The sequence below is a fragment of the Paenibacillus sp. FSL W8-0187 genome, from assembly GCF_037969755.1.
Classification (GTDB): domain Bacteria; phylum Bacillota; class Bacilli; order Paenibacillales; family Paenibacillaceae; genus Paenibacillus_AQ.
The window spans coordinates 5,696,498-5,716,522 of the sequence record NZ_CP150206.1; the positions used below are offsets into that span (position 1 = coordinate 5,696,498).

The following is a 20,025-nucleotide window of genomic DNA, read 5'->3' on the forward strand; positions in this document are numbered from 1 at the left end:
CTCCGTAATCTCTCCTAATTCACCTATGATAAAATAGCGGACATCCGGGCTGGAGCCCCGGATGTCCGCTCTATTTTATTCATTGAGTATGTCTTCACAACGTAAGTGAAACAAACACCTTAACCGTTAATCACTTCGCCGCCATTCACGTGAATGACTTGACCGCTCACGTAGGAGGAGTCCGTCGAGGCCAGATATACATAGGCAGGAGCTAGCTCTTCCGGTTGACCCGGACGTTTCATCGGCTGGGTCGCCCCAAACTCGGCTACCTGATCCGGTGGGAACGTCGAAGGAATCAGCGGCGTCCAGATCGGTCCCGGCGCAACGGCGTTCACCCGGATCCCTTGCCCGACTACGTTCATCGATAACGAGCGCGTAAAGGCAACGATGGCCCCCTTGGTTGATGCGTAATCCAGCAGCTGCGGACTTCCCCGGTAAGCCGTAATGGAGGTTGTATTAATAATCGAGCTTCCTTTCGACAGATGCGGCATTGCCGCCTGCGTCAGATAGAACATACCGAAAATATTCGTACGGAACGTCCGCTCCAATTGTTCTTTGGTAATATCCTCAATCTTCTTCTGCGGATGCTGTTCGGCTGCATTGTTAACGAGAATATCGAGCTTTCCGAGCTTCTCCACGGTTTCGGTAACCGCATTTCGGCAAAACGCATCGTCGCCGACGTCACCGGCGATCAGCAAGCATTTACGGCCTTCCTGCTCCACCTGACGCTTGGTCTCTTCCGCATCCTTATGCTCATTCAGGTACACAATAGATACGTCCGCGCCTTCCTTGGCATAGTGGACCGCTACCGCACGGCCAATACCGCTGTCACCTCCGGTAATCAGCGCAACCTTTCCCTTCAACTTACCGGCTGCTTTGTAAGCACTGCTCTCAAACTCCGGCTTCGGACTCATCTCCGATTCCGTTCCGGGTCTGTGATCCTGATGCTGGGGCGGCAAGGTTTGTTTCTGTTGATCTTGTGGCATATGAACATTTCTCCTTTCGGGTCAGTATCTCAAACTACCACTCATAGGATGCGTACGACACGCCTCTTTATACTCATAAAAAGCCCTTCGCTATAGTTTTTACCCAGATTGAACGGGATCAAACGTAAGTAAAGCCCTTCTCTCCCCATAAATTCCTCCCACAAAGTGGGGCATTGCTCCGAAGTCTATTCAGATCCTTTGCGGGGGACGCCGGTAATTTATATGAATGCAATAATATCAAAAAAAGCCGCCCGATAAACGGACGGCTTCTCTTTCGTATGTAGCTGTTCTTAGATGATATGGTTGAATACCATGAAGAAGATCATAACCAGGAGCAGCAAGGAGAGGAGTGCGCTAAGCGTACCCAACTTGCTTGTTTCTTCCTTCACTTCACGCTTCTCGCGGATTCCTGCAAGCGCATTCTTCAATGGCTTGCTCATGATGCCTCCAATAGCAAACATCGCCAGCAGCAATACCGTTACAATGATCATCCAAGGAACCGAATACTCGCCTTGGGACATCATGTATCCGCCAGTCAACAACTGAATAACCAAGCCATACTGAGCAAACCGGTTCGCTACACGAATCGTATTAACGGCTCCTTCTTGTGCGCCGAGGGACAGCTTCTGAATACCGCCAACAACAAACGGCAGAATCAAGTAAAATCCTAGCGCCGCCGTACCGACCATATGCAGAAAAAATGTTACGTTCCACATAAACAATTCCTCCAAAGTCGTTAGTGTGATTTTTGTTACATCAAGTTCATCGTCTCTTATTATACTGGAGAGATCCTTCAAAGAAAAGCAATCCCGCCCCGAATCACGGGACGGGATTGCATTATTAGACGATTTTGTGAATCCTGATTCAATTACAGGGTCACGACCGCGGTTACATTACGTACGGATTCCGCAGACTTATCGAGAGCAACTTTCTCTTCGGCCGTCAGCTCAAGCTCGAAAATTCGCTCGATGCCGTCTCCGCCGAGAATTGCCGGTACGCCCATGAACAGATTGTCATAGCCATACTCGCCTTCCAGCAGAGCAATAATCGGAATGATCCGTTTCTTGTCCTTCAGAATCGCTTCCGTCATTTGTACCAGGGACGCAGCCGGCGCATAGTATGCACTACCGTTACCCAGCAGGTTCACAATTTCGCCGCCGCCAACCCGGGTACGCTGCACAATGGCTTCAATGCGCTCAGCCGGAATCAGCGTGTCGATCGGAATGCCGCCAACACTGGAGTAGCGAACGAGCGGAACCATGTCATCACCATGGCCGCCAAGTACGAATCCGCGGACATCCTCAACCGATACGTTCAACTCTTGCGCGATGAAAGTGCAATAGCGAGCCGTATCCAGTACGCCAGATTGGCCGATGACGCGGTTCTTGGGAAATCCGAGCGTGTTATATGCCACGTAAGTCATGGCATCGACCGGGTTGCTCAAGATGATCACCGTGGCGTTCGGTGCGTGACTCTTCACGTTCTCACATACGGATTTCACGATCCCTGCATTGGTATTAACGAGATCATCGCGGCTCATGCCCGGCTTGCGGGCTACACCTGCTGTAATGATTACGATATCGGAATTAGCTGCATCCTCATAGTTGGATGTACCAACTATGTTGCTGTCAAATCCTTGAACGGGACTTGCTTCGAGCATATCCAGCGCTTTACCTTTCGTTGGGTTCTCGAGCTGCGGGATATCCAGCAGCACCACGTCACCCAATTCTTTTTGAGCAAGCATCAGGGCGGTAGTCGCACCTGTAAAGCCAGCACCTACTACCGTAATCTTTTTACGAGTAATTGCCACGATGAATCTCCTCCTTACAGGTTTTTAATGATTTCGTCTGCGAACTGGGAGCATTTCACTTCGGTAGCGCCTTCCATCAGACGGGCAAAGTCATACGTCACAGTTTTGTTGTTGATCGATGTTTCCATCCCTTTGTAGATCAGGTCAGCGGCTTCCTGCCATCCGAGGTGCTCAAGCAGCATTACGCCGGAGAGGATAACGGAACCAGGATTTACTACGTCTTTGTCTGCATATTTCGGAGCTGTACCATGAGTCGCTTCGAAAATCGCATGTCCAGTTACATAGTTGATGTTAGCCCCTGGAGCGATACCGATACCGCCAACTTGTGCAGCCAGCGCGTCAGACAGATAGTCACCGTTCAGGTTCAATGTCGCAATGACATCAAAGTCGGTTGGACGAGTCAGAACTTGCTGCAGCGCGATGTCAGCAATCGCATCTTTAACGATGATTTTGCCAGCATCTTCAGCTGCTTTTTGAGCAGCATTAGCTGCATCTACGCCGTCTTTATCCTTGATGATATCGTATTGAGCCCAAGTGAACACTTTATCGCCGAATTCAGCTTCAGCCACTTCGTAACCCCAGTTTTTGAAGGCGCCTTCTGTAAATTTCATGATGTTGCCTTTGTGAACCAATGTCACCGATTTGCGGCCATGCTTGATTGCGTATTCAACCGCTGCACGTACAAGACGCTTGGAACCTTCGGAGGATACAGGCTTGATGCCGATACCGGACGTTTCCGGGAAGCGGATTTTGTTGGCTCCCATCTCGTCTTGAAGGAACTTGATCACTTTCTTCACTTCTTCGGAGCCTTCTTTATACTCAATACCTGCGTAGATGTCTTCCGTGTTCTCACGGAAAATAACCATGTCAACCAGCTCAGGGCGTTTTACCGGAGATGGTACGCCGTCGAAGTAACGAACAGGACGCAGGCAAGTGTACAGGTCCAGCTCTTGACGAAGGGCAACGTTCAGGGAACGGATACCGCCGCCGATAGGCGTTGTAAGAGGCCCTTTAATCGCAACGATATACTCGCGAATCGCTTCAAGCGTATCGTTCGGGAGCCATTCACCGTATGTATTGTATGCCTTCTCACCGGCAAATACTTCATACCAGGCAATTTTCTTGGAACCGTTGTATGCTTTTTCTACTGCTGCATCAAGGACGCGTTTGGAAGCTTTCCAAATGTCACGGCCAGTACCGTCACCTTCAATAAAAGGAATGACAGGGTTGTTAGGCACCTGCAGAGTTCCGTTATCAATCGTAATTTTCTCGCCTTCAGTTGGTAGTGCGAATTTTTCCAATTTCATGAGTATGAGTTCCTCCTTTGAATATGGTTCTTGTCTCTAACTATTCCAAAAATTCCACCAGAATAGGCACAGAGAAACCCGCCACCCGCGATTCACTCACGTTTGAGCGGTTCTCTAGCCTATTGTACATGATTGCCAGCCACTTAGCGAAGTTCTATCGGCACATATTTTTGGTCGGTCATACCTGTATACTCTGCACGCGGGCGGATAATACGGTTGCCTTCATACTGCTCAAGGATGTGCGCAGTCCATCCGGATACACGGCTGATGGCAAAAATCGGCGTGAACAATTCCTGCTCGATGCCGAGCTGCGTGTAGACCGATGCGGAATAGAAATCAACGTTCGGCTTCAGCCCTTTTTGGTTGGTAACCGTTTCGTCGATCAGTACCGACATGTCGTACAGCGTAGTGTCGCCTTTCATTTCACCAAGCTCACGCGACATTTTTTGCAGATGCTTCGCGCGCGGGTCGCCGTTTTTGTAAACGCGGTGTCCAAAGCCCATAATTTTTTCACGGTTGTCCAGCTTCTCCTGAATGTAAGCCTGAGCCCGATCAATCGAACCGACTTCGTTCAGCATCTTCATGACGGCTTCATTCGCACCGCCGTGCAGAGGACCTTTCAGCGCACCAATGGCGGAAGTTACGCCGGAATATATGTCGGACAGCGTGGCTACGGTTACACGGGCAGCAAACGTGGATGCGTTAAGCTCGTGATCCGCATGCAATACCAGTGCCTGATCCAGAGCCTTGATCGAAGTCTGATCAGGATCTTCGCCTCTGAGCATATACAAGAAATTCTCCGAGATGGAGACGCCGGCTTTCGGAGCGACCGGCTCTTTACCCTGACGAACACGGGCGATGGCAGCGATGATCGTCGGAAGCTGAGCTTGAAGTTTAACCGCTTTCTTTTCGTTCGCTTCACGGCTCATATCGTCGCCTTCGGCGTCATACAGAGCAAGCGCGGATACAGCCGAGCGAAGCGCAGCCATCGTATTGGTATCCTTCGGATACAATTTGATCTGCTGGATAAGCTCATCCGGAATGGCAGCATAGTCGCTCAAATCTTGTTGAAGGGCCTTAAGCTCTTCGGCATTCGGAAGTTTTCCGAACCAGAGCAGATAGGCTACCTCTTCAAAACTTGCATGTTCTGCGAGATCGTCAATATCATATCCACGATAAGTCAGAACGCCATCGACGATCGAACTAATCGCGGAGGTGGTAGCTACAATGCCTTCCAAACCCTTGGTAGCTGTCATGCAACATCTCTCCTTTATGATCGGGATAAACTGAACTATTTTGACATTCATGAAAACATTTTCATGAAGTCGGATAAAAAAGAAAAACGCGAAAAAATTGCTATGGTCCTAGTCATAAACCTTCTCATATCATACTGGATTTTGTCTGATATGTGAACATGAGCAGCGACATTCGCCGCATCAAATTGTTTTATCGACACCATAAACATTTTTTTGAAATCACTTACAATTCCATTATACCTGTGATAATTCTCATTGTCGAATCATGAAGACAAGCGTTTTCCAACTCTTTATCCTTATATTGAAACTCCTTGCATAGGTATAGAGAATGAGCGACTCTGCTCGTCCTTGAAGTGCTGCAAAGGAGTGTGATTGTTTGGAACGATTGATGCTCAAGCGTTTTGGCCGGGGAGTGTGGGTGCTGTCTTCCATCTTCGTGATTGCCTATTTAATATATGTACTGCTGCCGCTGCTTTATCCCTTCCTTCTGGCCTGGATCATCGCCTATGCCATGAATCCTTGCGTCCACCTGCTACAGCAGAGTTTGAAGCTGCCGCGGTGGTTCGCCGTCACGTTGTCCCTGCTGCTGTATTTCGGAGCGGCTCTACTGATTCTTACTGCGGCTGTTACCAGACTGGTCAAGGAACTGATTATTCTGTCACAGTCCTTCAATCTCCATATTGATACCTGGATGGAATGGCTGACGGCCTGGATGCAGAATGATAGCTTCCAGAATATCATCAATGAGATTAGCCGGTTTTATCAGAACAACCCGAATTATCACGATACCATCAATCAAAATATTACCCGCACGACACAAACGATTGGCACGGCCGTGACCGATTTAGTTACCAGTATTTTTAACGGAATTTTGCAAATTATTTATTATTTGCCGAACTTAGGCACGATTCTGATTGTTGTTTTACTGTCAACATTCTTTCTCAGCAACAGCTGGGAGCGCCATAATCGCGCGCTTATCCGCATCCTACCGGGCGTCATTCTCAAACCCATGATCTATATCTTCTCGGATCTGAAAAAAGCATTGTTCGGATTCGCGAGGGCCCAATTGATCCTCATCTCCATCACGGCCCTTATCGTCATGCTCACGCTTTATGCGCTCGGGGTCGATTCCGCCTTCTCCATCGGACTTCTGATCGGCTTGGTGGATCTTCTCCCATACCTCGGCGTTGGCATCGTCCTGATCCCCTGGTCGCTGTATGCCTTTATGTCGGGCGACCTGACGCTCGGCATCGGACTGACCGTCCTGTACAGCATCATCCTGATCGTCAGGCAGATCATGGAGCCCAAGGTGCTCGCCAGCAGTGTGGGACTGGACCCGCTCGCCGCCCTGCTGGGCATGTTTGTCGGGCTCAAGCTGTTTGGCATTCTGGGATTGATTGTAGGTCCTGTGTCGCTTGTCATCCTGGATGCATTCCACCGGGCCCATGTATTCAAGGACCTAAGGAATTATATTATCGGAGGCAGGTTCAGATAGTAAATAGACCGGCCCACGAAGGGGCCGGTCTTATGGGTGATCCTGTTTGTTTTATCTGCGAAAGATCGTAATCTTGCCGTTTTTCATATTTTTCTTCATCCATTTCAACAGCAGAATCCGATACAGCGGGCGGGTCAACGGAAATATCAGCGTAAATCCGATAATGTCAGTTACAAAGCCCGGCAGAATAAGTAGTACTCCACCTGCAAATATACATAGGCCATCAGCCATGGAAGCACCCGGAACCATGCCTGAGTTCATTCTCTGCTTGGCATCTTCCATCGCTTTGCGACCTTCGAACCTCATCATGGCCACGCCAACCGCAGAGGTCAGCAGTGTCAATAACAAGGTATTCATGCCACCCACGCGATCCGCAACAATCTGGAAGCCGAATATTTCAATAGCAGGCACGAAGATAATCGCTGCCAGCAACCATTTGAACATGAAGCTACTCCTTCCTCCCCCAAAGGGTGTCCCTCAATGCATCATACAGCTTTGGGGAGCATTTATCCAGTCGGGCCGGCTTCCACTCTCGATTCAGCCATACATGTCGGGTCGCACCTGCCGTTAACAAGGCACCGGGCAGCCCGGATTCGGGAGACAAATCCATCGTCCCCAAATCTGCCTGCTCCTGTTCGCTCAGCAAACGGACCTCATATTCATAGTGTATTCGAAGTGGGGAGAAAGCAGTCATTCTGGTAAATACCGTTACGAGATCATCATACCGCGCAGGCTGGCGGTACTTGATATCAAGTTCAACCACCGGGAGCAGGACGCCTTCTTCTTCCATTCCACGATACGTAAATCCCATTTCACGGATCATTTGGGTGCGCCCGATCTCGAACCAGTTTAAATAGTTAGCATGGTATACGACACCCATTTGATCGCTTTCCTGATAACGCACCCGAAATGACGTCCAGAACCAGCGGCTTAGTGTCGGCACGGATGGCTTAGGCATCAACATCCCCCCTTATCTATGCAAAAAGCAATGGTCGACAAAATCATCGTCCATTGCTCATATGCTGCTATATTCAGAATCCAACGGATTCTTGACTGTTGTATTACTTCTGTTGTGGAATTTGATCCACTTTCAGCAGGTTGGTCGAACCGGAACGGCCCAGCGGCACGCCTGCTGTAATCACAACAAGATCGCCTTCTTTAACGAGTCCGGACTTCACGCCACCTTGCAGCGCGTAATCAAACATCTCGTCCGTAGAAGAAGCCTGTTCGCCTTTAACCGGCGTTACACCCCAAGTCAGTGCCAAACGTCTCATCGTTCTGTCTTGAGTCGTGACAGCGACGATAGGAGCCTCTGGACGGTATTTGGATACCATACGAGCCGTTTGACCAGATTCCGTGGACGATATGATTGCTTTGGCATTCAGGTCGAGTGCCGAGATCGCAACGGATTGGCTGATTGCTTCGGTAACGCTGGTATCTTGAGCAATACGCTGTTTCAAGAACATTTCACGATAGTTCAGTGCGGACTCCGCTTTCTCTGCGATACGGGACATGGTCAAAACAGATTCTACAGGATATTTACCTGCAGCCGTTTCGCCGGACAGCATGATGGCATCGGTACCGTCAAAAATCGCATTGGCAACGTCACTTGCTTCCGCACGGGTAGGACGTGGGTTGCGCTGCATGGAATCCAGCATTTGCGTAGCCGTAATGACCGGTTTGCCAGCCAAGTTACATTTTTCGATCATGCGTTTTTGCACCAATGGAACTTCCTCAGCCGGAATCTCAACACCGAGGTCGCCCCGGGCTACCATCAAGCCATCGGATACTTCGAGGATTTCATCCAGGTTGTCAACGCCCTGCTGGTTCTCGATTTTGGAGATGATTTGGATGTGCTCGCCATTATGCTTCTTCAGCAATTCGCGAATTTCAAGCACGTCACTTGCTTTACGAACGAAGGAAGCAGCAACAAAATCGATGCCCTGTTCGATCCCGAAAACGATATCGTTGGCGTCTTTTTCCGTAATCCCTGGGAGCGAAATCGCGACTCCCGGTACGTTTACACCTTTTTTGCTCTTAATGGTTCCGCCATTGACGATGCGGCATCTGATTTCGGAGCCTTGAATCTCCACCACGGTCAGACCGATCAAACCGTCATCGATCAAGATCGTGGATCCCACTTGAACATCTTGCGGCAACTCTTTATAAGTAATGGACAAACGATTCTTATCACCAAGGATTTCCTCGGTAGTAAGGGTGATATATTCATCTTGTACAAGCTCAATCGGTTCCACTTCAAGTTTACCTGTACGGATTTCCGGTCCTTTGGTGTCAAGCAGGATCGCTACCGTTTTGTTCAACTCTTCACAAGCTTGGCGGATGTTCTTGATCCGGTTGCCATGCTCCTCGAAGTCGCCGTGAGAGAAGTTCAGACGAGCCACGTTCATGCCGGCCATAATGAGCTTCTTGGTGTTTTCCAACGATTCACTGGAAGGACCGATGGTACATACAATTTTTGTTTTGCGCATTTGGGTTTCCTCCGTTTATTAAAGGGTTCTCTATATCTCTTTTTCCAACAACTAAATCTACTACAAAAAGTCTAATTTGTATAGGAACTTTGTCATATCGTCACATACTCATCAGATTTTCACAGAATCGTCTTCCTGTTCCGCCTTCGCAAAATCGAATTCGCCAATCTTGCGGAACTTGCGGTACCGGTCTTCCTTCAGCTCGCAGGCATCCATGACGGATAGCTCTTTCAGCTGGCTGATCAGTGCGCTTTGAATGGCTGCGGCCGTCTCTTCATAGTCGCGGTGCGCACCGCCCTTAGGCTCCGGTATAATTTCCTCAATGACTTCCATTTCAAGCAGGTCCTTAGCGGTGATCTTCATGGCTTCCGCAGCCTGGTCCGCTTTGGATGCATCCTTCCACAGAATGGATGCGGCGCCGTTCGGTGAAATGGCGGAATAAATGGCATGCTCAAGCATCAACACACGATTGCCTACAGCCATTGCAAGAGCACCGCCGCTCCCACCTTCGCCGATGACCACAACAACAATAGGCACCCCAAGGGACGACATTTCCCGTAGATTACGGGCAATCGCCTCGGACTGACCTCTTTCTTCTGCTGTATTACCCGGATATGCGCCTTTTGTATCAATAAATGTGATAATGGGACGCTTGAACTTGTTCGCCTGCTGCATAAGTCGCAGAGCTTTACGGAAGCCTTCCGGATGCGGACTTCCGAAGAAACGCGCGATATTATCCTTCGTATCCTTACCGCGCTGCTGACCGACCACCGTGACGGGAACACCGTCCAGTTTGGCCAAGCCGCCGACAATGGCAAGATCGTCCCCGTAGAGACGATCTCCATGCAGCTCAATAAAATCCGTAAAGATCAACTGGATCAAATCAAGCGAAGTCGGTCGCTGCTGATGACGGGCCAGATGCATTTTCTGGGAAGGCGAAATCGAAGAATAAATTTCTTCCTCCAAACGACTATATCGTTCTTCCAGGCGGGCGATTTCATCCGTGAAATCGATCCCTTTTTCCTGTCCGAATTGTTTCAGTTCATCAATCTTCTTGCGCATTTCGGCAAGTGGCATTTCAAAAGGCAATTCGCCTGACATCAGAATCCCCCTTTCACGGTATGCATCTCCAGCAGCTTACCAAGCATGGAGCGCATATCTTTCCGATGAATAACCATGTCAAGCTGACCATGAGCCAAGTTGAACTCCGCTGTCTGGAAGTCATCCGGCAGCTTCTGGCGAATGGTCTGTTCAATAACGATACGGCCCGCAAAACCGAATACGGCTCCTGGCTCGGCAATATTGATATCGCCAAGCGTCGCAAAGCTGGCGGATACACCGCCGGTCGTCGGATCCGTTATCACTGAAATATAAAGCCCGCCGAGTTCGTTAAACCTGGACAGGGCTGCGCTTGTTTTGGCCATCTGCATCAAACTGAGAATACTCTCCTGCATCCGGGCACCGCCGGAAGTGGAGAAAATAATGAGTGGTAAACGCTTGTCCGTCGCAAACTCGATCGCTCGGGTGATTTTTTCCCCGACGACGGAGCCCATGCTTCCCGTGAAGAAATCAAAACTCATCACAGCCACCACAACAGGCTGGCCGAGAATCGAGCCTTGACCGGTAATAACCGCATCATGAAGACCGGATTTCATCTTCTGCTGCTCCAGCTTGGCCGCATATCCCGGAAACTTGAGCGGATCCACCGAGATCATATCTGCGTCAAACTCTTCAAAGCCTGTCTCATCCAGCGTCATGGCAATCCGTTCTACCGCATTCAGGCGCATATGATGTCCGCATTCCTGACACACCTTCAGATTCTTCTCAAGCTCTTTGCTGTATTGAATGGTGCCGCACTTAGCACACTTATTCATCAGACCTTCCGGAATTTCCCGTTTCGGGCGTTCGCCTTCCTGAGGCTGCCCTGCTGTCCCAAGTCGTTCCGATGGGATCGTTGCGTATTTCCTTTTTTTCTGAAATAAGTCTTTAAACACAACTACACCTCTCCAGCCGTAAATTTGAATGGCCGCCGCAATAGCACATCGCCGATCCGTACGCTAAGCTTCGCTATGTAACCCAGATGAAACTAGGGGTGCAATATCGAATTCAACACTTCCTGTACTTCCTCAAGCTCTCCGGAGGGTACCAAAATCTCAAACTGCTGTTTGGAAAGATTCACAGGACGGCTTTGAACCAAAAAACCTTCTTCCGTTAGCCTGGTCTTGATCATTTCCGCCACCTTTGCAGTTGGCGCAATATAGATTACCGTCCACATGCCTTTCAGATCCCCCTAATCTCGTCCCACAGGCATATCCTGAGCCGATATAATGGATAATGATAACATACTTCAGTTTTTACCTCAACAAAGAGAGCAGGGGGCTGAAAGCCAAATCTTACCCTTATGCAGCAATTCGACACCGCTCGCGCAAATCAGTCAGAACCTGCGGTATAATGGGCCGCATCGGGATTGTTATGGGCGATGCGTGAGGAAGCGGCAGCGGCGATGCCTGCAACGAGATCATCCAGAAACACATGTATCCCGTCCGACTTTTCATTTAATATCTCAATTACACCAATTTTTTCTTTGTCCAGGTAACCGAAACTGGTCAGTCCGATCATGCCATATATGCTCGTGACACCAAGCGCCATGGTCTCATCCACTCCGTAGAGCGGTTCGTCTTGCTCCATAATCGATTGCAGCGGCTCCGGCAGCAGTTTCTTCTCCGCCAGCTCATCCAGCGCAATGCCCGTATACAGCGTATACTGAACTTCGCGCTTGCCGAGAACGGCCCGGACGCTTTCTTCACACTGCTCGATGGTTAACTTCGGATGATAACGCTGCTGCAGCTTCAACACAATATCCGCGATGGAGCTTACGCTGACTCCTCTGCGGCTGAGCATGCTTTCTGCCAAGTCCATTGACATCACAAATCCCCCCCGCGTCTTTGGCCGCGCTCTTTCAATCCGGTTCTATCATGAAGAGCCTTCTTCATGCGAATACTCGGCCAACATTACCTGTAGTGTCCTAATTGTATGCGGGAGGGATGGGAAACGTTCTTAAATTTTCATGTCACTTCACTTTAACGGTGTCCTTGCCCAGCATGCTCTCCATTTCGGCAAAAAGCTCTGTCGAAGGCTTAATCCGATAGGCATCGCTAAGCGCAAGCACCTTCTGGCTTCGCTCATAAAACAGCACCGTTGGCACATGCCCCGGATGCTGCTGCAGGAGCTCTTTCAGCTTCACCAGCAGCTCCGATTGCTCCGCATCGGCCGTTATTTTCACAAACACGCGCTGCTCAGCCTTATGATTCGATACTCCGGTACGAGATTCCTTCTCGGACGATAAGCTGCTGCCCGATGCTTCATTTCGGATTGAGGTCGAATCATCGCCACTCCGGGCGGCAAGCGGCTCCGGAGGCGGGACGGCCGAGGGATTACCGGCCGAAACCGGCGGCATGCCGACTGCGCCCGATTTTACGCCCCGACCGTTATTCTCTCCGCCGGATCTTCCTCTTCCGCCTGCTGTTCCCCGAACCTTGCTCCGGTGAACCAGTTGGCTCAAGGTTTGCGCCTCAAGCGGAGCGATTTCTTCGGCCAGCAGCTTGAAGCCTTCGTCCTGCAGTTGGACCTTTGCCCGGATCGCGAGCAGTGCGCCTTTTTCAATCAGATGCGCGCTTCGCTTCCACACTTCGGGAAAGAGAACGACCTCGCAGCGCTCGATTTGGTCCTCGCACTCCATGAAGGCCATCGCCTTCCCCTGTTTCGTCGTAATGGTCTTTAGTGTAACCACCATCCCGGCAACCGTAGCCATCGATTCATCTTCCGCTTCATGCAGATCCATTAACCGATCAGCTCCGGATTCCGTCAGCGTATCTTCGAATCCGTCTAGTGGATGACCGGACAAATACATGCCCAGCAGCTCACGTTCGAATTCGAGCTGCTGACTTGCGGTATACGGGGGGATGTCCGGATATTCAATGTCCCAATTCGTCGTTTCCACGAAGTCGAAGAGCTGAATCTGGAGATCATCCCGCTCCTTTCTCCACTTCACGGCCGCTTCGACCGTTTCGTCCAGCATAGCAACCAGTTGGGAGCGGTGACCCTGCAAGGAATCGAAAGCCCCCGCCTGGACAAGCGACTCGATCACGCGCTTGTTGCATACGCGGAGGTCCACCCGGCGGCAAAAATCAAGCAGGCTTTCAAACGGCTTTTCACGCCTGATCTCGACGATATTCTCCACCGCTTGCGTGCCAACATTCTTAATCGCGGCAAGCCCGAATCGGATTCCGCCTCCGGCAGGACAGCCTTCATCATCGCCGCCCTCGGCAGCAGGACCGCTCATGACCGGCGTGAAATACGTTCCGCTTTCGTTGACATCCGGCGGCATGACCTCGATGTCGAGCCGCCGTGCCTCCAGCACGTATTCGGCTACCTTCCGGTGACTGCCCATAACCGCAGTCAGCATGGAAGCCATGAACGGAACCGGATAGTGCGCCTTAAGATAAGCCGTCTGGAAGGCCAGCACGCCATAAGCGGCAGCATGCGCACGGGGAAATCCGTAATTCGCGAACCGGACGATCATATCGTACACACGGTTGGCCTCATCCTCGCTATAGCCGAGCTTGAGACTGCCCGACACGAAATGGCTCCGCTCCCGGTCCAGCACTTCGCGCTTCTTCTTCGAAACCGCTCTTCGCAGCAAATCGGCTTCCCCGAGCGAGAAGCCGGCCATCGTCGAAGCGATCTGCATGATCTGCTCCTGATAGACGATAATGCCGTAAGTATCGCCTAATATCGGGATCAGGTCCGAATGGGGATACTCCGGCTCAATCCGGCCGTGCTTGGCTTGAATGAACTTCGGAATAAACTCCATGGGACCCGGGCGGTACAAGGCATTGACAGATACGATATCCTCAAATGCCGAAGGTTTCAGATCCTTCAACACCCGCCGAATGCCCGCGGATTCGAGCTGAAATACGCCCGTGGTATCGCCGCGCCCCAGCATCTCATACGTCAGATGATCGTCATCTTGCACTTGTTCGAAATCGAGTGTTCTGCCGGTCAATTCTTGAATCCATCGCAGCGTACGCTCAATGATGGACAACGTCCGCAGACCCAAAAAGTCCATCTTGAGCAGCCCCACGCTCTCCAGATTCTCCATGGAATACTGTGTCAGCGCCGTCTTCTCGCTGCCTTCCTGCAGCGGCACCGCATCCGTCAGCGGATCGCGGGAAATGACAATGCCCGCCGCATGCGTCGAAGCATGACGAGGCATGCCCTCGACCTTCATCGCCATATCGATCAGCTCGCGCACCTTCGGCTTCGTCTCGTACTGCTCCTTTAGCTGTGGGCTTTGCTCCATCGCTCCTGCGATGCTGATGCCCAGGTGGTTAGGGATCAGCTTGGCCGCCTTGTCCACATCCCCGAACGGCACATTCAGCGCACGTCCGACATCACGGACGGCCGCCCTTGCCGCCATCGTACCGAACGTGATGATCTGAGCGACATGTTCTTTCCCGTATTTATCCACCACATAATCAATGACCTCTTCCCGGCGCTCGTCACTGAAGTCGATATCAATATCCGGCATCGTAATCCGTTCCGGGTTCAGGAAGCGTTCAAACAACAATTTATATTTCATCGGATCAACATTTGTAATGTGAAGCGTGTAAGCTACCAAGCTCCCCGCCGATGAACCCCTGCCCGGTCCAACCGCGATGCCTTGCCTGTGGGCATAGGCGATAAAATCCCATACGATCAGGAAATAATCGCTGAAGCCCATGCTCTCAATGACACCGAGCTCATAGTTCAGTCGCTGCTCCAGCTCGCTGCGCAGCGCTTCATCCTGCCACCGCTCCGTATTCTCATAACGTCCTTTCAGCCCGTTCAAACAGAGATCCCGCAAGTATTCTGCTGCATTTTTCCCTTCAGGAAGAGAGCTGTATTCCGGCAAAATGGACTTGCCGAACTCCAGCTCCAGGTTACATTGGTCCGCAATCTTAGCCGTATTCAATATAGCTTCAGGCACATGGGGGTACAGACGCTCCATTTCGCTGCCGCTCTTCAAATAGAGCTGGTTCGTCTGGATTTGCAGCCTGTCTTCATCTTCCACCGTTTTGCCCGTGCCGATACAAATTAGGACGTCCTGAACTTCGGCATCGCTCTCAGCCAGATAATGCACATCATTGGTAGCGACCAGCGGAATACCCGTCTCGCGGCTCAGCTGAATCAGCTGGGGATTCACGCGCTTCTGCTCCGGAATTCCGTGATCCTGCAGCTCCAAGTAGTAGTCTTCTCCAAAAATCGCCTGGTAACGAAGCGAAGCGGCTTTTGCTTCCGCCTCACGTCCATGAAGCAGATGCTGGGGAACCTCGCCGCCCAAGCAAGCGCTGAGACATATGATGCCTTCATGATGGGCGGCGAGCGCCTCCATATCGATTCGGGGTCTGTAATGGTGCCCCTCCAGATGCCCGATCGAGCACAGCTTCATCAAATTGCGATAGCCGGTCTCATTCTTGGCAAGCAGAATCAAATGATAGATCGGCTGATCCTTGCGGCTTCCCCGCTCCTTGCGGGAGCCTACCGTGATATAGGCCTCGCAGCCGATAATCGGTTTGATGCCTTGCGCCATACAAGCTTTATAGAACGGAATGGCACCATACATCACGCCATGATCCGTAAGCGCCAGCGATTTCATTCCAAGCGCCGCCGCTTCCCGCACCAGGTCACCGATACGTGCCGCTCCATCGAGCAAACTGTATTCACTATGCACGTGCAAATGCACGAAAGAGCTCATCGTAACGCCTTCCTTTCGCCGGTACATGTATATTTAAAATCAATCCAAAGATATCTTTAAAAGTCTTTATACCATTTTATCATAATCCCGCTAGGCCCGCCCATAGAATGAAACTAGGGAGTACGTGGACAGGCGGTTGCCGTGACATCCACCAAGAGAAGAGAGGAGACATGAGGGCATGAGCGTTTTTTTATCAAAAGCGATCCTGGACTTTTTTATAGCCTTCGGCATCGTGCTGGGGGGAGCCATGGTGGGAGGTGTGGGCGCCGTGCTGTCCCTGCAGCCCCCCACCCACACCATGATGGAGGTCGCAGACCGAATTAAGATCTGGGCGCTTGCGGCTGCCATCGGAGGCACCATCGATCCGATGCGGGTCATTGAGAGCAATATGCTTGGCGGTAATTTATCCCCTGTGATCAAACAAATTCTATATCTCGGCTTTGCATTTCTTGGAGCACATATGGGCAGCGAGCTGGTCAAATGGGTGTGCTCCAGCCGGAGTTAATCGATGCGCGTACCTCCAACCCACCGCTTCCGCCCCTTCTATCAGGTCGCATCCATCTTCGTGCTGGGGATGGTTGTCGGCAGCATCGTCTACAACTCGGTCTATCATGCAGCCTACAATAAACTATGGGAGACGAATCAAGGCCAGCAGATCAAAATTGCACAATATGAAGAAGACATCGAGTCGTTAAAAAAATACAATAAACAATCCACGGTCATCAAAGAAATCAAGATCCGGAGCGAGCAAAACGACAGGGCGCCGCTGGATCCCGTGATCATCAAAGAACTCATCAGGCTTATGGGCGATGATCTGGCAGCCCTTCGGGGCCGTAATGTGTTTGATATCGACGCCGACAGCAAGCTGACGCGCTCACTCCTTAGCGACAAAATATATACGGTTCGCGAAAAGGATTACAAGGTCCAAATCAAGACCATGCTTGTGATGGAAGGTGTACTTCAAATCTGGGTTAGCTTTGATCATGTGGATGCAAAGTCAACGGTATCATGATACAATACCGATATTGTACATGATCGAATCTACACGCTTTTAGAGGTTGTTCAGTAAGTCAGCCTGACTTATTGAACACGCACTTTTAGCTATATCGTAAGCATGTTACTGAATATAAAGGAGCCTTCCATTCCATGATCACAGTCATCCACTATATCCTATACATTATCCTCGTTCTGTCCGTGATCGCTGCCGCGCTGTATAGCATTCGCGCACGACGAGCAGCGGATCCCGCAGACCGCGGAATCTATATGTCCATGATGAACCTCTATATGGGCATTATGCTGGTTTCCCTTTCGCTAGTCTGCATGTTTCTGTTCAGCGGCTCCACGCCGGCTGTCATTGTAGAAGCCGTATTCTTGGTGCTTGGCGCATTTAATATATTTTCCGGCATAAGAAGCCGCACCTATTACAGCAGACTGAAGGATTCGCGGACGGCCAGCTAAATTAAATTAAACGGAACAAGGGCATCCCGGAAGGTCTATTATAAGACCTGCAGGATGCCCCTTTATTTTGTCCGGAATTTACGTCAGCCATGATCGATCGCCTGCATGGTCATGACCGCTTTGGCAATCAGGTTCGTCTGATGCTGAATCTCAATCTCCATCTTGCAGGTACGGCGGCTGATCTCCAGCAGTTTCGGCATAATGACGATCGGGTCCTCGATCTGCACGGGCCGGATGAAATACGTTGACAGATGGTCCAGCACATGATCCCAGCCGCTGATATCCTTGGCCGCTTTAACCGCCGCTTGGCTCATTACGGTCGTAAGCACTCCTTGTGAAATCGTTCCAAGTTCTGAAGCCATTTGGGGCGTGATGAAACCGTGAAAGAACAAACGCCCTTCCTCATCCCGATCCTCTGCAATCCCATTCCAGATCAGCTGATCAAACGTTTCGCCGAGCTGAGGCTGATTTCGCGCATCCCGCAGTGCCCCTAACACTTCTTTACGAGTGACCGTTGCAAGCAGCTTGCGGTTCCGATCCACAATCGGCAGAAAATCGATCCCTTCCCACATCATAATCTGCGCCGCTGATGCAAGCGAAGTTTTCATGCTTGCCGTCACCGGGTTACGGGTCATCGCTTTCTCGATCGGCTGGGTGTCGGCGAGCCCTTCCACATCCCGGACACCAACAATGCCGATGACCCGGTTCCATTCGTCGGTTACCGGATAACGGATTTCCCCGGTCGCTTGTGAAATCCGTTTGAATTCCTCAACGGTGACGGAGTTTTTCAACTGATGATTCTTCGGCTTATCATGAGCGATATCCTCCACCAGCATAATTTTCTTCTTGATTAAACGGTCAAAAATGGCGCGGTTAATCATGGAGGCGACGGTAAACGTGTCATGACGGGACGATATAATGGGCAGATGCAGTTGGTCTGCCAACTGCTTCACTTCCCGGCTGGTTCCGAAACCGCCCGTAATCAATACGCCCGCTCCCTGCTCAAGTGCCAGGAAATGGGCATCTTCACGGTTACCGACAATCATGAGGCTTCCGGCATCGATATATCGGATCATCGCCTCTACCTTCATAGCGCCAATCACGTATTTATGCAGGCTTTTATTAAGCCCCTCCGCACCGCCAAGCACATGCCCTTCCACTATTTCAACAACATCGGCAAACATAAGCTGCTCGGATATGTTCCGCGGCTTCCGTTCCACACGAACCGTGCCGATCCGCTCCTTCGTGACCACAATGCCCAGGCTTTCCGCTTCCTTCACCGCCCGATAAGCGGTGCCCTCGCTGACGCCCATCTCTTTAGCTAACCGTCGTACCGATATTTTGCTTCCAACCTTCAAACTTTCAATATGCTGAACCAACTGCTCGTGTTTAGTAATCGTATCATCTCGAACGTCCAACTGTTACACCCCCAGAACACTATCTGTACCATACTGTATCTATTATATCACGTCCTATGACACTCCCATACCCGTCAGATACAAAAAAACCTCCCATAAAGGATAACGGATGGGCGATCCAACCGTATCCCTTATGGGAGGTTTTTGTTCATCACAACGCTCGCTATGATCCAACTCTTAATTAGCTTCCTGGCTCTTCTGTTCCTCAGGCCATTTCAATTCCCATTGACGCAATTTCTCCTTGCGGATCTCATCGAGCGCTCTCTGTTTCGCTTCATCTACACCGATGAGGTAATAGAGATGCGAACCGATCACGAGCAGGGCAAATCCTGCCCAGACTGCACCGAACAGCGAAACCCACGAGAACCCGCCAGAAAAGGAAATGCTGGGAAGGGTGTATATCAACATGCCGAGTGCAACCAATAAATAAGCGGTGTGTTTAAACTTGTTCTTCTTTTTTTTCATTGTAAACGCAGCTCCTCTACTCTCTGAAATCTATATTTCTACTCTATGAGGAGCTTGCGCAATTTATGAGACAAGTTTTTAAAAATTGTTCAAATTCGATCCGAAATTAACGGCCCGCATCATGGTTACAAATAGATTGATTTAAGGTTGAGCTGGTCCGTACAGATGCTGGAGGCTATCCGATATAATCTTGTTCACGTCTTCGATGATGACACTCAATCGCCGCTCCGCGTCAAACAAACGACGAATGTTCAGGTTCAAGCTAAGCACCTCAAACTGCTTCTCCATCTTCTCCATTTCGTCCTGAGCCGGCATATCGCCGGACATCATACGCTGTTGAAGCTCCATCTGGCGCTGACGGAAATCATCCAGCATGCGTCTGCTCTCCGGATCTGCATCCACGAGTTTCATAGCAGAGGTGATCTCCTCTACCTCCTTGCTTTCCCTCATCGCTTTTGCCAAATCATGTGCCTTGTCATAAATGTTCATTTTTAATTCCTCCAATATATTCGGCCAAAATGCCATTTTTTCAATTCGCCTTTCGC

20 protein-coding genes are annotated in these 20,025 nt (G+C 50.5%); 4 read left to right on the forward strand and 16 right to left on the reverse strand.

Annotation, left to right across the window (positions count from 1 at the left end; genetic code table 11):
* Positions 1-119: 119 nt before the first annotated feature.
* The 5 genes from MKY48_RS25715 to citZ form a co-directional block, all read right to left on the reverse strand.
* Positions 120-986: an SDR family oxidoreductase gene (locus tag MKY48_RS25715; RefSeq protein ID WP_339267251.1), complete on the reverse strand. Its 867-nt coding sequence runs from the start codon at positions 984-986 to the stop codon at positions 120-122.
* Between the two features lie 290 nt (positions 987-1,276).
* Positions 1,277-1,702: a hypothetical protein gene (locus MKY48_RS25720; protein ID WP_076324327.1), complete on the reverse strand. Its 426-nt coding sequence runs from the start codon at positions 1,700-1,702 to the stop codon at positions 1,277-1,279.
* Between the two features lie 152 nt (positions 1,703-1,854).
* Positions 1,855-2,796, reverse strand: a complete 942-nt coding sequence (gene mdh / locus MKY48_RS25725; protein ID WP_339291583.1) for a malate dehydrogenase — start codon at positions 2,794-2,796, stop codon at positions 1,855-1,857.
* A 14-nt stretch (positions 2,797-2,810) separates the two neighbouring features.
* Positions 2,811-4,103 (reverse strand): NADP-dependent isocitrate dehydrogenase, encoded by a 1,293-nt coding sequence (gene icd / locus MKY48_RS25730; RefSeq protein WP_339267254.1) that lies wholly within the window; start codon positions 4,101-4,103, stop codon positions 2,811-2,813.
* Positions 4,104-4,246: 143 nt separating this feature from the next.
* The gene (gene citZ, locus MKY48_RS25735) at positions 4,247-5,359 is read right to left on the reverse strand and encodes a citrate synthase (RefSeq protein ID WP_076324330.1); all 1,113 of its coding nucleotides are present in this window, start codon (positions 5,357-5,359) and stop codon (positions 4,247-4,249) included.
* 376 nt (positions 5,360-5,735) lie between these two features.
* On the opposite strand from citZ, the gene ytvI reads away from it, so the two are divergent.
* Positions 5,736-6,854, forward strand: a complete 1,119-nt coding sequence (gene ytvI / locus MKY48_RS25740) for a sporulation integral membrane protein YtvI (RefSeq protein ID WP_339291584.1) — start codon at positions 5,736-5,738, stop codon at positions 6,852-6,854.
* Positions 6,855-6,905: 51 nt separating this feature from the next.
* Here ytvI and MKY48_RS25745 read toward each other — a convergent pair whose 3' ends face one another.
* The 8 genes from MKY48_RS25745 to MKY48_RS25780 all read right to left on the reverse strand — a co-directional run bounded on the left by MKY48_RS25745 (position 6,906) and on the right by MKY48_RS25780 (position 16,139).
* On the reverse strand, positions 6,906-7,298 hold the full coding sequence (locus MKY48_RS25745; protein ID WP_076324332.1) for an FxsA family protein: 393 nt from the start codon (positions 7,296-7,298) through the stop codon (positions 6,906-6,908).
* A 4-nt stretch (positions 7,299-7,302) separates the two neighbouring features.
* Entirely contained in the window at positions 7,303-7,812 is a 510-nt protein-coding gene (locus MKY48_RS25750; protein ID WP_339291585.1) for a thioesterase family protein, read from the reverse strand.
* A gap of 103 nt (positions 7,813-7,915) precedes the next feature.
* Complete coding sequence (gene pyk, locus MKY48_RS25755; RefSeq protein WP_098748411.1) at positions 7,916-9,343, reverse strand: pyruvate kinase; 1,428 nt, start codon at positions 9,341-9,343, stop codon at positions 7,916-7,918.
* Between the two features lie 111 nt (positions 9,344-9,454).
* Positions 9,455-10,444, reverse strand: coding sequence for an acetyl-CoA carboxylase carboxyltransferase subunit alpha (locus tag MKY48_RS25760; protein ID WP_076324335.1), 990 nt, complete (start codon positions 10,442-10,444; stop codon positions 9,455-9,457).
* Positions 10,444-11,337, reverse strand: a complete 894-nt coding sequence (gene accD, locus MKY48_RS25765; protein WP_071218063.1) for an acetyl-CoA carboxylase, carboxyltransferase subunit beta — start codon at positions 11,335-11,337, stop codon at positions 10,444-10,446. The genes MKY48_RS25760 and accD overlap by 1 nt, the downstream gene beginning before the upstream one ends.
* A 92-nt stretch (positions 11,338-11,429) precedes the next feature.
* Positions 11,430-11,618 carry a hypothetical protein gene (locus tag MKY48_RS25770; protein ID WP_006212044.1) on the reverse strand — a complete coding sequence of 63 codons (189 nt, stop codon included), beginning with the start codon at positions 11,616-11,618 and terminating at the stop codon, positions 11,430-11,432.
* A gap of 155 nt (positions 11,619-11,773) precedes the next feature.
* Entirely contained in the window at positions 11,774-12,268 is a 495-nt protein-coding gene (locus MKY48_RS25775) for a phosphatidylglycerophosphatase A (RefSeq protein WP_076324336.1), read from the reverse strand.
* Positions 12,269-12,413: 145 nt separating this feature from the next.
* Entirely contained in the window at positions 12,414-16,139 is a 3,726-nt protein-coding gene (locus MKY48_RS25780) for a DNA polymerase III subunit alpha (protein WP_339291586.1), read from the reverse strand.
* 178 nt (positions 16,140-16,317) lie between these two features.
* On the opposite strand from MKY48_RS25780, the gene MKY48_RS25785 reads away from it, so the two are divergent.
* From MKY48_RS25785 to MKY48_RS25795, 3 genes are all read left to right on the forward strand, one after another.
* Positions 16,318-16,644 carry a YtrH family sporulation protein gene (locus MKY48_RS25785; RefSeq protein WP_076324338.1) on the forward strand — a complete coding sequence of 109 codons (327 nt, stop codon included), beginning with the start codon at positions 16,318-16,320 and terminating at the stop codon, positions 16,642-16,644.
* Between the two features lie 3 nt (positions 16,645-16,647).
* A complete protein-coding gene (locus MKY48_RS25790; RefSeq protein WP_339291587.1) occupies positions 16,648-17,151 on the forward strand; it encodes a hypothetical protein in 504 nt (167 codons plus the stop codon).
* A gap of 134 nt (positions 17,152-17,285) precedes the next feature.
* Positions 17,286-17,597 carry a YtpI family protein gene (locus tag MKY48_RS25795; protein ID WP_339267264.1) on the forward strand — a complete coding sequence of 104 codons (312 nt, stop codon included), beginning with the start codon at positions 17,286-17,288 and terminating at the stop codon, positions 17,595-17,597.
* 83 nt (positions 17,598-17,680) lie between these two features.
* Here MKY48_RS25795 and MKY48_RS25800 read toward each other — a convergent pair whose 3' ends face one another.
* The 3 genes from MKY48_RS25800 to MKY48_RS25810 all read right to left on the reverse strand — a co-directional run bounded on the left by MKY48_RS25800 (position 17,681) and on the right by MKY48_RS25810 (position 19,969).
* Entirely contained in the window at positions 17,681-19,015 is a 1,335-nt protein-coding gene (locus MKY48_RS25800; protein ID WP_076324341.1) for a DRTGG domain-containing protein, read from the reverse strand.
* Positions 19,016-19,192: 177 nt separating this feature from the next.
* Positions 19,193-19,480, reverse strand: a complete 288-nt coding sequence (locus tag MKY48_RS25805) for a hypothetical protein (RefSeq protein ID WP_339291588.1) — start codon at positions 19,478-19,480, stop codon at positions 19,193-19,195.
* Between the two features lie 141 nt (positions 19,481-19,621).
* Positions 19,622-19,969, reverse strand: coding sequence for a YlbF family regulator (locus MKY48_RS25810; RefSeq protein WP_076324343.1), 348 nt, complete (start codon positions 19,967-19,969; stop codon positions 19,622-19,624).
* Positions 19,970-20,025: the final 56 nt, after the last annotated feature.

Excerpts from the sequence above, each read along its gene's own strand:
- MKY48_RS25715 (WP_339267251.1), bottom strand. The coding sequence starts at position 986 with ATGCCACAAGATCAACAGAAACAAACCTTGCCGCCCCAGCATCAGGAT.
- MKY48_RS25720 (WP_076324327.1), bottom strand. The coding sequence starts at position 1,702 with ATGTGGAACGTAACATTTTTTCTGCATATGGTCGGTACGGCGGCGCTA.
- icd (WP_339267254.1), bottom strand. The coding sequence starts at position 4,103 with ATGAAATTGGAAAAATTCGCACTACCAACTGAAGGCGAGAAAATTACG.
- citZ (WP_076324330.1), bottom strand. The coding sequence starts at position 5,359 with ATGACAGCTACCAAGGGTTTGGAAGGCATTGTAGCTACCACCTCCGCG.
- MKY48_RS25745 (WP_076324332.1), bottom strand. The coding sequence starts at position 7,298 with ATGTTCAAATGGTTGCTGGCAGCGATTATCTTCGTGCCTGCTATTGAA.
- MKY48_RS25750 (WP_339291585.1), bottom strand. The coding sequence starts at position 7,812 with ATGCCTAAGCCATCCGTGCCGACACTAAGCCGCTGGTTCTGGACGTCA.
- pyk (WP_098748411.1), bottom strand. The coding sequence starts at position 9,343 with ATGCGCAAAACAAAAATTGTATGTACCATCGGTCCTTCCAGTGAATCG.
- MKY48_RS25760 (WP_076324335.1), bottom strand. The coding sequence starts at position 10,444 with ATGTCAGGCGAATTGCCTTTTGAAATGCCACTTGCCGAAATGCGCAAG.
- MKY48_RS25770 (WP_006212044.1), bottom strand. The coding sequence starts at position 11,618 with ATGTGGACGGTAATCTATATTGCGCCAACTGCAAAGGTGGCGGAAATG.
- MKY48_RS25775 (WP_076324336.1), bottom strand. The coding sequence starts at position 12,268 with ATGTCAATGGACTTGGCAGAAAGCATGCTCAGCCGCAGAGGAGTCAGC.
- MKY48_RS25780 (WP_339291586.1), bottom strand. The coding sequence starts at position 16,139 with ATGAGCTCTTTCGTGCATTTGCACGTGCATAGTGAATACAGTTTGCTC.
- MKY48_RS25785 (WP_076324338.1), top strand. The coding sequence starts at position 16,318 with ATGAGCGTTTTTTTATCAAAAGCGATCCTGGACTTTTTTATAGCCTTC.
- MKY48_RS25790 (WP_339291587.1), top strand. The coding sequence starts at position 16,648 with ATGCGCGTACCTCCAACCCACCGCTTCCGCCCCTTCTATCAGGTCGCA.
- MKY48_RS25795 (WP_339267264.1), top strand. The coding sequence starts at position 17,286 with ATGATCACAGTCATCCACTATATCCTATACATTATCCTCGTTCTGTCC.
- MKY48_RS25805 (WP_339291588.1), bottom strand. The coding sequence starts at position 19,480 with ATGAAAAAAAAGAAGAACAAGTTTAAACACACCGCTTATTTATTGGTT.
- MKY48_RS25810 (WP_076324343.1), bottom strand. The coding sequence starts at position 19,969 with ATGAACATTTATGACAAGGCACATGATTTGGCAAAAGCGATGAGGGAA.